Source organism: Paenibacillus tianmuensis, assembly GCF_900100345.1.
GTDB classification, from domain to species: Bacteria; Bacillota; Bacilli; order Paenibacillales; family NBRC-103111; genus Paenibacillus_G; species Paenibacillus_G tianmuensis.
The window spans coordinates 82563-91291 of sequence record NZ_FMTT01000021.1 but is presented as its reverse complement, the minus strand read 5'-3'; the positions used below and the strand labels follow the sequence as shown (position 1 = coordinate 91291).

The following is an 8729-nucleotide window of genomic DNA, read 5'->3' as shown; positions in this document are numbered from 1 at the left end:
TTACTACTGACGAGAATTTTCATTCTCTTTATGACACTCACTCGATGTTCAGTTTTCAAAGGGCAATTTCGATCGACAAAAGCCGTGCTGTTAGGCTATGCAACTTTGTCGGTTATTGTCGCCTCGTTTAGCGGCGACTTTTATAATATATCACATTCGCCCAGTAGATTGCAAGCATTTTTTTAGACTATTTTTTGGAGCCGAGGTTTAAACCCCAATGACCCACAATTTCAGCGCCGCCAAAGCAGCAAGTCCGGGCAAGCCCAGAACGCTCACGGTCCCAACCGTCGCTACGTTCAGAGGCAGCTCCAAATGCGTGTACGAACTGAACAGATTTAGAATATACAACAAAATCGAGGCAAATGCAATATGCAGGCAAATCATACCTAGCCATTGAAACGCATACCGATTGCGCAGCATGACCAATCCTAACAATAAACCGGACCCGACGAGCACACTCCACAGCAAATACGATTTCACGAAGACACCTCCATCGAACGGGCGGCACATGCTTCTCTAGCCGAGATATTCTGGTTTTTGGCTTGCTTCAACAGCATTTCGAATCGTTTCTCCGCCGCTTCGAGGGCAAAGATGGCATAATCGATCTGTTCTTTTTCAATGACGTATTCAAAGCGTCTCTGCGCTACTTCCCATTCCGTATGGGCTTTACGGATTTCTTCCACCAGCAGCAGACGGTCTTGCTCAACGGCTTCGCGCTGCAAGCGGTCTTTCTTGTTTCCTATTTCCCATTTCCAAAGCTTCATTCCCGCCAACCTCCCGATTCAAGTCTTCAGGTTTGTCCTGCTACTTAAATATCTATAGGGAGCTTAGCCGGGTTAGAACCAAAAAGAAGCCTTCTCAAAAGCATCCACGCGGCGAACCGCGCGGATCATGCTTCGAGAGCTTACAGCGATCCCGTGTGCGTAAACGCAAATGGACGACTGCAAGCCGGCTTCTTGTGGTATCAAACCAATATTTAATTACAGCTCTCTTCTGCCTTCTAGCGCCTTGGTCAAAGTAACCTCGTCCGCATACTCCAGATCTCCTCCGACAGGCAGCCCGTGTGCAATCCGGGTCACCTTGAGGCCGAACGGGCGAACGAGCCTGGATAGATACATCGCTGTCGCTTCGCCTTCGATATTCGGATTCGTCGCCAGAATCAGCTCCTGCACCTGTTCGTCGCTCAACCGCTTCAGAAGATCGGCGATCCGGATTTCGTCCGGACCAATGCCTTCCATCGGGGAAATTGCCCCGTGGAGAACATGGTAGTAACCGTTAAATTCCTTGGTCCGCTCCATGGCAACCAGATCTTTGGGCTCCTGCACGACGCAAATGATGGAAGCGTCCCGGCTTTTATCCTGACAAATACGGCAGGGATCGGTATCGGTAATATTGCAGCATACCGAGCAATAGTGCAGATTGCGTTTGACATTAACCAGAGCTTTGGCAAAGTCGATGACATCGTCTTCCTTCATGCGCAGCACATGAAAAGCAAGACGCCCTGCCGTTTTGGGTCCGATCCCCGGCAGACGGGAGAAGGAATCGATCAGTTTGGCTAACGGTTCCGGATAAAACAAGCGATTGGCTCCTCACGCATTAAAGTTAAAAACCCCAGAGTAGGTTCTGGGGCTTGATCCGGCTTCGATTAGAACAATCCCGGAACATTCATACCGCCGGTTAATTTGGACATTTCTTTGCCGGCCATTTCTTCAGCTTTGGTCATCGCGTCGTTGATGGCGCTAAGCACGAGATCCTGCAGCATTTCCACATCGTCCGGATCGACTGCTTCCGGCTTGATAACAACAGCGGTAACTTTCTTTTGTCCGTTTACCGTTACGCTGACGACGCCGCCACCGGACGTTCCTTCTACGGTTCGGTTCGCGAGATCCTCCTGGGCTTTGAGCATTTGCTCCTGCATTTTTTTCACTTGCTTCATCATCTGATTCATGTTGTTCATAAAAGACACGCTCCTCGTCGCTTAATCTTCTTTAATTTTAACCAAATCTTCCCCAAACAATTGAATAGCCTCGCTGATCCATTCTTCCTTCACGCCGCCAGACGTCCCTTCGACCTCCGGAATGAGCTGGAGCTCCTCCTTCGGTCCGTCGCCCGGCTTCGCTTGGTCGGCGGCAGCCTGCCAATCCCTCAACATCATGGTCACGAGACGATACGGCTGACCGTAAATTTCGGCTAACGCCTGTTCAATCAGCTGCTTGTTGGCCGGTTTCTCGGTCGTCTCCCGGTGCATCGCGCTCTTGAAACCTACGAGCACGTTGCTGTCATGAACGGAGACGGGCTCCCCGTCCACAAGCCACGCATGAACGGTGATTTTGAGCTCTTTCACCCGCCCAAGCACCTGGCTCCACTGCTGAACGACGTTGCGGAAAGCCGGATCATCCCTGCCCTGCAGGTAAGCGTCCAGCTTCTCGATCTTCTTGGTGACGGCAGGCGCAGGCACCGGACGCGAGCTCGCACCGGATACAGGACCTGAGGCTGCGGGGGCGACTCCCTGCTTCAGCAGCTGGGCCAGCTGTTCCTCCAAGCGCTGAATGCGGTTCATCAGCTGCCCGACTACCCCGTCTTGGCGCTCCCAGGTCGGCGACCCGCCTGCCGGAGCGGACGAGGCGCCCGCCTGGCTGCAAAGCTTCATGAGCGCCACTTCCAACAGGGTCTGCGGCTGAACGGAATACTTCATCTCCGTCTGATAATAATTCAACGTATCGATCATGGCAATCAACGCATCAGCAGAAAACCGCTGCGCCACCTCGGCAAACCGTTTCACGTCGAGAATGCGCTCAGTGAGCGCCTGCGAGCCGGGAACCATTTTGACCATCAGCAGGTCACGGAAATAATAGATCAGGCTCTCCATGCACTTGTCGGCGCTTTTGCCTTCCTGCATGAACGTATCTATTAACCGCAAAGCGGCGCCTACATCCCGATCTTGTATCGCCATCACCAAGCGCTCGAATTGATCCGAAGCCATCCCGCCTGTGATCGACAATACGTCGTCATACGTCACCCGGGCGCCTGAAAATGAGATAATCTGATCGAGCAGGCTGAGTGCATCGCGCATACCCCCATCGGATAGCCGCGCGATGAACGCCAGCGCGTCATCGTCGCTCTCGATCCGTTCGTCGGCGCACACTTGACGCAGCCGCTCCACCTGCTCCTCAAGCGACACACGGCGAAAATCGAACCGCTGACAGCGCGAAATAATCGTAGCAGGCAGCCGGTGAGGCTCCGTCGTAGCCAAAATAAACATGACATGGGCCGGCGGCTCCTCCAACGTCTTGAGCAGCGCGTTGAACGCCTCCGTCGTCAGCATATGCACCTCGTCGATGATATACACCTTCTGGCGCACTTCGGTCGGCGCATATTTCACTTTATCCCGGATGTCGCGGATTTCATCCACGCCACGGTTGGAGGCAGCATCGATCTCGACAACATCCATGACCGTGCCTTCGGTAATGCGCACACACGCATCGCATTCGTTGCAAGGCTCAATGCCCGGACCGTTCAAGCAGTTGACGGCTTTGGCCAATATTTTGGCCGTGGTCGTTTTCCCGGTTCCACGGGGACCGCTGAATAAATAGGCGTGGCTGAACCGCCCTTCGCGAAGCGCGTTTTGTAAGGTTTGGACAATATGCTTTTGGCCGACCATATCGTGAAACGACTGCGGCCGCCACGTTCGATATAAGGCGATATGTGCCATCTTGCCCTCTCCAATGATTGTTTGTCGTCTATTATACTACACTTGGAAGGAGGATTGAAGCCGCGCTGCTTTTAAGGAAACGGAATGCTGACGGTAAACGTCGTGCCGTACCCTTTGGACGATACCCGGATGTGCCCTCCGATATCGTGAATGATCCGCTGACAGACCGACAGGCCCAGTCCCGTTCCTTCCGCTTTGGTCGTAAAGAACGGATCGAAAATTTTATCGATCACATAGGCGGGGATACCCAGACCGGTATCATGAATCTCGATATTGACCAAGCGTTCCTCTACATCGATCTTCTCGCTTATCGTCAAAATACCCCCTTCGCCCATCGCTTCGATTCCATTTTTGCCGATATTGAGAAACACCTGCTTCAGCATCTCACGGTCCGCGACCACATGCGGCAATCCATAGAGCGACTCATATTGAACGACGACCCGATGCAGGATCGCTTCGTTATTGATAATAGGCAAAATGTCCCGCAGCACTTCGGAGATGTCCACTTCACCGTATGTAACATGCTTCGGCTTGCCAAGCAGCAAAAATTCGTTGACCAGTTCGTTGATCCGATTGATTTCTTTGAGCATGACCACGGTATACCCGTCCTCGCGTTCCATGCCCTGCTCCTGAAACGTTTTGCGCAGTACTTGCAAAAAGCCCTTGATCGACGTGAGCGGGTTGCGGATTTCGTGGGCCGTGCCTGCGGCGATCTGGCCGATCATCGCCAGACGGTCGCTGCGCTGTACCTGTTCCTCCAGGGAACGCAGGTTGGTGACGTCCTTGAAAATAATATAAGCTCCGACGATCCGTTCGTCTTCATCCCGAAGTACACTGGAATCGACCAGCAGCTCGTATCGTTCCTGGTTATTGGTCCAAGACAAGGCCCGATTGCGTACGACCATCCCGTGCAATATACTCCGTTGCACCAGCCAGTGCTCGGCAGGCAAATCTGCAAAGATGGAATCCAGCGCTTGATGGAGTACCTTTTCTCTTTCTAACCCCAATACGCGGCAAGCCATGTCGCTGATATCGATCAACTCAAATTCGGTATTGATCAGCATCACTCCCAGATTGACGTCCCTAAGGAATATGCCGGCAAAGCGTTGAAGCAAGGTTAGTTCGTGCCGCATTGTCTTCCTCCCCCCATTTATCAGCGGATAGCCGAGCGCAATGGGTGTATGATTATGGTTTACTTAGCATGGTTAACTTTAGTATACAATTCTCCTAATTTTTTCATTTTCCTTCTTGCAAATACAAAAAAACACCAAGTTCGACAAGCTTTTACAGCTTTTGATCTTGGTGTTATGTTTTTGATTATGAAGGAAACCGCGCACCTACCTTGATATTACGATCCAAGCGGAATTTTTATCGCCAGCTCAAGTTAGGCCACCCTCCGGCACATGAAACTTCCTGCTTATGGCTGCTTCCTTCCGGACCTGACCAGATTCACAAGCATCCATTGCGGAGGACCCGACTCTCAACACCAACTTTAAAACCCAAACCTTACATCGCAATACCGCGAATAGGCGTTCGACCCCGCTACAGCGGATTGCGGGTTACAGGGCACCGCTACCTCCCCGTCTAGCACGGCATACATAAGTATAGTCGATTCGTGTCCAAATAGCAACCTCAAGGGGTTATTTAGCAGTAACGGTAACGTTAGCATTGTATCTCGGCGCGGCGGCGGCTAAAGCTTCGGCAGCTCCATGCCGAATCCGTTCGATTTCTTCCGGCGGGGTATGGACTGGAGCATTCAAACGAACGTAAGCGGTCGGCCCGTTCAAGCTGATGCTCGCGATGCTGACGTTCGGAAACCGCTGGCTAATCGCATTCTGCATGACGCGCAGATCATCGGGATACGTGCGGTAGCTGGCGCTGAGCGGCATATTCGGGTTCGTCTCGGTAATCCCGAGCACTCCGTCCCGGGTATGCGTCGCGGAATTTTTGCTGTACTTCTGCTGACACGCCGCAAGCCCGGACAACGCCAAAACTGCGCTCAGCAGAACGGCAAGCGATCTTAACAAATGAAAACACCTCCTGCAGCTCTAAGATCGGATGATCTTAGGATAGCCACAGGAGGCGCGCTTATGCCGTTATGCTGCTGGCAACAAATTACATGCCATATTTCTTTTTGAATTTATCGACGCGACCGCCGGCATCCACAAATTTTTGCTTCCCGGTAAAGAACGGGTGGCAAGCGGAGCAAATCTCTACACGAAGATTTTGCTTAATGGATCCCGTTTCAAACGTGTTACCGCATGCGCAAGTAACCGTCGTTTGATGATAAGTCGGATGAATCGCTGTTTTCATTGCCCTTTCACCTCTTTTGCCCTGAAACACCATGTGAATCAGAGTTATCATTTAAACACACATGAGCGATTATAGCACGTCTGTTAGTCATGCTGCAACTGTTTCTTACGCCGCTCCGCCAGCTCGTCCGGAATGTGCGTATACGACCCGAGCACGACATCCGGCAGCTCCTCCCGGAAAATATCCAGCATCTGCTTCATACCGTACCGTTCCCCCCGGGCCGCAGGAATGAGGCTCAAATAGCTCTCCGGGTCGATGTTCAGGTTGCGCAGCTGGATCAGCTTCAGATCGGTCCGGCGGGCGAATTCGATCATCGCTTCGATCTCTTCCTCCCGGTCAGTGACCCCGGGGAAAATAAGGTAGTTGATCGACGTGACAACCCCTTTGTCGGCAGCGTAGCGAAGCGATTTCTCGACATTGCGTAGCGTATAGCCGCGCGGCTTGTAATAGGCATTGTAGTGGTCGTCCAGCGCGCTGATCGTACTGACGCGCATCAGATCGAGCCCGGCGTCTACGATGCCGCGAATATGATCGGTCAAACCGGCGTTCGTATTGATGTTAATGTAGCCCAGATCCGTGCGGCGCCGCACTTCGCGGATCGCTTCGATGATCGTCTTGGCTTGGGTGGACGGCTCGCCTTCGCAGCCTTGCCCGAAGCTGATGATGCTCTCAGGCGTCTTCAAATGCTCCAGCATGACCTGCACGACTTCGTCCGTCGAGGGCTTAAAGTTCATCCGGGTCTGCGGCGCCGGAAATCCGCTGTCCTCCGGCTGCTCGGAGATGCAGCCGAAGCAGCCTGCATTGCAGGAGAACGAGACCGGAACAGCCCCTTCCCAGCGGTTCAAAAACGTATTGGAAGCCGTCAGGCACTCGTATCCAAGGGCACAATTGGACAAATGCTGAAACAACCGGTTATCCTTGTACTCTCCAAGAATTCGCTTTACTCCGAGCTCCAATTCGTCGGGATCGCAGTTGCGCGGGTTCCAACGCTCCGGATCGTCGCAGGCCTCCGCTGCGACGTAGAAGCCGCCGTCTTTCCAGACGACCGCCGTATAGCCGAACAGAGGCAGCACTTTGGATTTATCGGCCTTCACGTACCCCGGCAGCAGCAGGCGGGTAAAGCTCTGCGGAAGCAAGGCTCCGACCGCCGTGAAGTTCCCCGGCACCACCTGCATTTCGCCCGTCCGCTTATGAACGCCAATTGGCCGCGTATCCGGCAAGCTGACGAGAGTGGCTCCTTCGGGCAGCGGAATCAGCTCACCTTCCATCATTTCCGTCACCAGCTCGCCGCTGCGGCCAAGGCCAGTGTAATCCGGATGGTCGAACAGGTTACCGTCGCGGTCCGCATAAACCAGATTCATATGGTCCTCCTTCTACGAGACGGAGTGCTTGACCCGACGGGATGTGCCGCCGCTTCCGCCCGATTGCGGGCTGCCGCCGTTCGGATCGAGGGTGTCCAGAAACTCTTGGTTCGTTTTCGTCTCGGCGAATTTTTTGAGGAACGCATCGATATAATCGTGCGAATCGTTCATTCCTTTGCGGATCGCCCATACCTTGTCGAGCTCTTCTTTCGTCAGGAGCATCTCTTCGCGGCGCGTGCCCGAGCGGCGAATATCGATGGCCGGGAAAATGCGGCGTTCCGCCAGCTTGCGGTCCAAATGCAGCTCCAGGTTCCCGGTTCCTTTAAATTCTTCATAGATGACCTCGTCCATCCGCGAGCCGGTTTCGATCAAGGCTGTCGCGAGAATCGTCAGGCTACCGCCTTCTTCGATATTGCGCGCGGCGCCGAAGAAACGTTTCGGCCGATGGAAGGCCCCGGGATCGATCCCCCCCGATAGTGTCCGGCCCGTCGGCGGTACGACGAGGTTGTAAGCCCGCGCCAGACGCGTAATGCTATCCAGCAAAATAACGACATCCTTCTTATGCTCCACAAGCCGCTGTGCGCGTTCCAGTACAAGCTCCGCGACCTTGATATGATTTTCCGGCACCTCGTCGAAGGTAGAAGCGATCACTTCCCCGTTGACGGAGCGCTGCATATCGGTAACCTCCTCCGGACGCTCGTCGATCAAAAGAACGAACAGCTTGGCATCCGGGTGATTGGTCGAGATGCTGTTGGCGATTTCCTTGAGCAGCAGTGTTTTTCCCGCTTTCGGCGGGGCTACGATCAAGCCGCGTTGGCCAAAGCCTACAGGAGCCAGAAGATCCATCAAACGGGTGGATAGTTTCGTAGGAGAGGTTTCCAGAACCAGTTTCCTTTGCGGATAAAGAGGAGTAAGCGCTGCGAAATGCAGCCGTTCCGAGGCCGTATCCGGGTCTTCGCCGTTGACGGCTTCCACGTGCAGCAGCCCGAAGTAACGTTCGTTCTCCTTGGGAGGCCGGCATTTGCCAGATACGACGTCGCCGGAACGCAGGTCAAATCTGCGAATCTGCGAAGCGGAGATGTAGATGTCCTCCGAACTCGGCAAATAGTTGATCGGCCGCAGAAAGCCGAAGCCCTCCTGCAGGACGTCGAGCACGCCCTCCATGAACATCAAGCCGCTTTGTTCGGCCTGTGCGCGTAGAATGGCAAAGATGAGTTCTTTTTTCTTCATTTGGCCGTAGTACGGGATTTGATGTTTTTTAGCCAGCTTGTAAAGCTCTGTGAGCTTAAGCGCTTCAAGCTGAGCGAGATGCATATCCATAAATTTTCAACCACCAAACTATT

Annotated in this window: 10 protein-coding genes and 1 other RNA gene; all 11 read right to left on the bottom strand. The window is 53.5% G+C overall.

Features of this window, described 5'->3' with window-relative positions; genetic code table 11:
- Window positions 1–207: 207 nt before the first annotated feature.
- The 11 genes from BLO51_RS15290 to rho all read right to left on the bottom strand — a co-directional run bounded on the left by BLO51_RS15290 (window position 208) and on the right by rho (window position 8706).
- Window positions 208–480: a pro-sigmaK processing inhibitor BofA family protein gene (locus BLO51_RS15290; RefSeq protein ID WP_090673229.1), complete on the bottom strand. Its 273-nt coding sequence runs from the start codon at window positions 478–480 to the stop codon at window positions 208–210.
- Window positions 477–764: a DUF2508 family protein gene (locus BLO51_RS15285; protein WP_090673227.1), complete on the bottom strand. Its 288-nt coding sequence runs from the start codon at window positions 762–764 to the stop codon at window positions 477–479. The genes BLO51_RS15290 and BLO51_RS15285 overlap by 4 nt, the downstream gene beginning before the upstream one ends.
- A 216-nt stretch (window positions 765–980) precedes the next feature.
- The gene (gene recR, locus BLO51_RS15280) at window positions 981–1577 is read right to left on the bottom strand and encodes a recombination mediator RecR (RefSeq protein WP_090673225.1); all 597 of its coding nucleotides are present in this window, start codon (window positions 1575–1577) and stop codon (window positions 981–983) included.
- Between the two features lie 68 nt (window positions 1578–1645).
- Window positions 1646–1957 carry a YbaB/EbfC family nucleoid-associated protein gene (locus BLO51_RS15275; protein ID WP_090673223.1) on the bottom strand — a complete coding sequence of 104 codons (312 nt, stop codon included), beginning with the start codon at window positions 1955–1957 and terminating at the stop codon, window positions 1646–1648.
- A gap of 21 nt (window positions 1958–1978) precedes the next feature.
- Window positions 1979–3712 (bottom strand): DNA polymerase III subunit gamma/tau, encoded by a 1734-nt coding sequence (dnaX, locus tag BLO51_RS15270; RefSeq protein ID WP_090673221.1) that lies wholly within the window; start codon window positions 3710–3712, stop codon window positions 1979–1981.
- A gap of 71 nt (window positions 3713–3783) precedes the next feature.
- On the bottom strand, window positions 3784–4845 hold the full coding sequence (locus BLO51_RS15265) for an ATP-binding protein (RefSeq protein ID WP_090673219.1): 1062 nt from the start codon (window positions 4843–4845) through the stop codon (window positions 3784–3786).
- 196 nt (window positions 4846–5041) lie between these two features.
- Window positions 5042–5305, bottom strand: an RNA gene (ffs, locus tag BLO51_RS15260) — signal recognition particle sRNA large type.
- Window positions 5306–5352: 47 nt separating this feature from the next.
- Entirely contained in the window at window positions 5353–5739 is a 387-nt protein-coding gene (locus BLO51_RS15255) for a hypothetical protein (protein ID WP_090673217.1), read from the bottom strand.
- 88 nt (window positions 5740–5827) lie between these two features.
- Complete coding sequence (rpmE, locus tag BLO51_RS15250) at window positions 5828–6025, bottom strand: 50S ribosomal protein L31 (protein WP_010500323.1); 198 nt, start codon at window positions 6023–6025, stop codon at window positions 5828–5830.
- Between the two features lie 83 nt (window positions 6026–6108).
- Window positions 6109–7386, bottom strand: a complete 1278-nt coding sequence (locus BLO51_RS15245) for a radical SAM family protein (protein ID WP_090673215.1) — start codon at window positions 7384–7386, stop codon at window positions 6109–6111.
- A 12-nt stretch (window positions 7387–7398) separates the two neighbouring features.
- The gene (rho, locus tag BLO51_RS15240; protein WP_090673212.1) at window positions 7399–8706 is read right to left on the bottom strand and encodes a transcription termination factor Rho; all 1308 of its coding nucleotides are present in this window, start codon (window positions 8704–8706) and stop codon (window positions 7399–7401) included.
- Window positions 8707–8729: the final 23 nt, after the last annotated feature.

Excerpts from the sequence above, each read along its gene's own strand:
- BLO51_RS15285 (WP_090673227.1), bottom strand. The coding sequence starts at position 764 with ATGAAGCTTTGGAAATGGGAAATAGGAAACAAGAAAGACCGCTTGCAG.
- BLO51_RS15275 (WP_090673223.1), bottom strand. The coding sequence starts at position 1,957 with ATGAACAACATGAATCAGATGATGAAGCAAGTGAAAAAAATGCAGGAG.
- dnaX (WP_090673221.1), bottom strand. The coding sequence starts at position 3,712 with ATGGCACATATCGCCTTATATCGAACGTGGCGGCCGCAGTCGTTTCAC.
- BLO51_RS15265 (WP_090673219.1), bottom strand. The coding sequence starts at position 4,845 with ATGCGGCACGAACTAACCTTGCTTCAACGCTTTGCCGGCATATTCCTT.
- rpmE (WP_010500323.1), bottom strand. The coding sequence starts at position 6,025 with ATGAAAACAGCGATTCATCCGACTTATCATCAAACGACGGTTACTTGC.
- BLO51_RS15245 (WP_090673215.1), bottom strand. The coding sequence starts at position 7,386 with ATGAATCTGGTTTATGCGGACCGCGACGGTAACCTGTTCGACCATCCG.
- rho (WP_090673212.1), bottom strand. The coding sequence starts at position 8,706 with ATGGATATGCATCTCGCTCAGCTTGAAGCGCTTAAGCTCACAGAGCTT.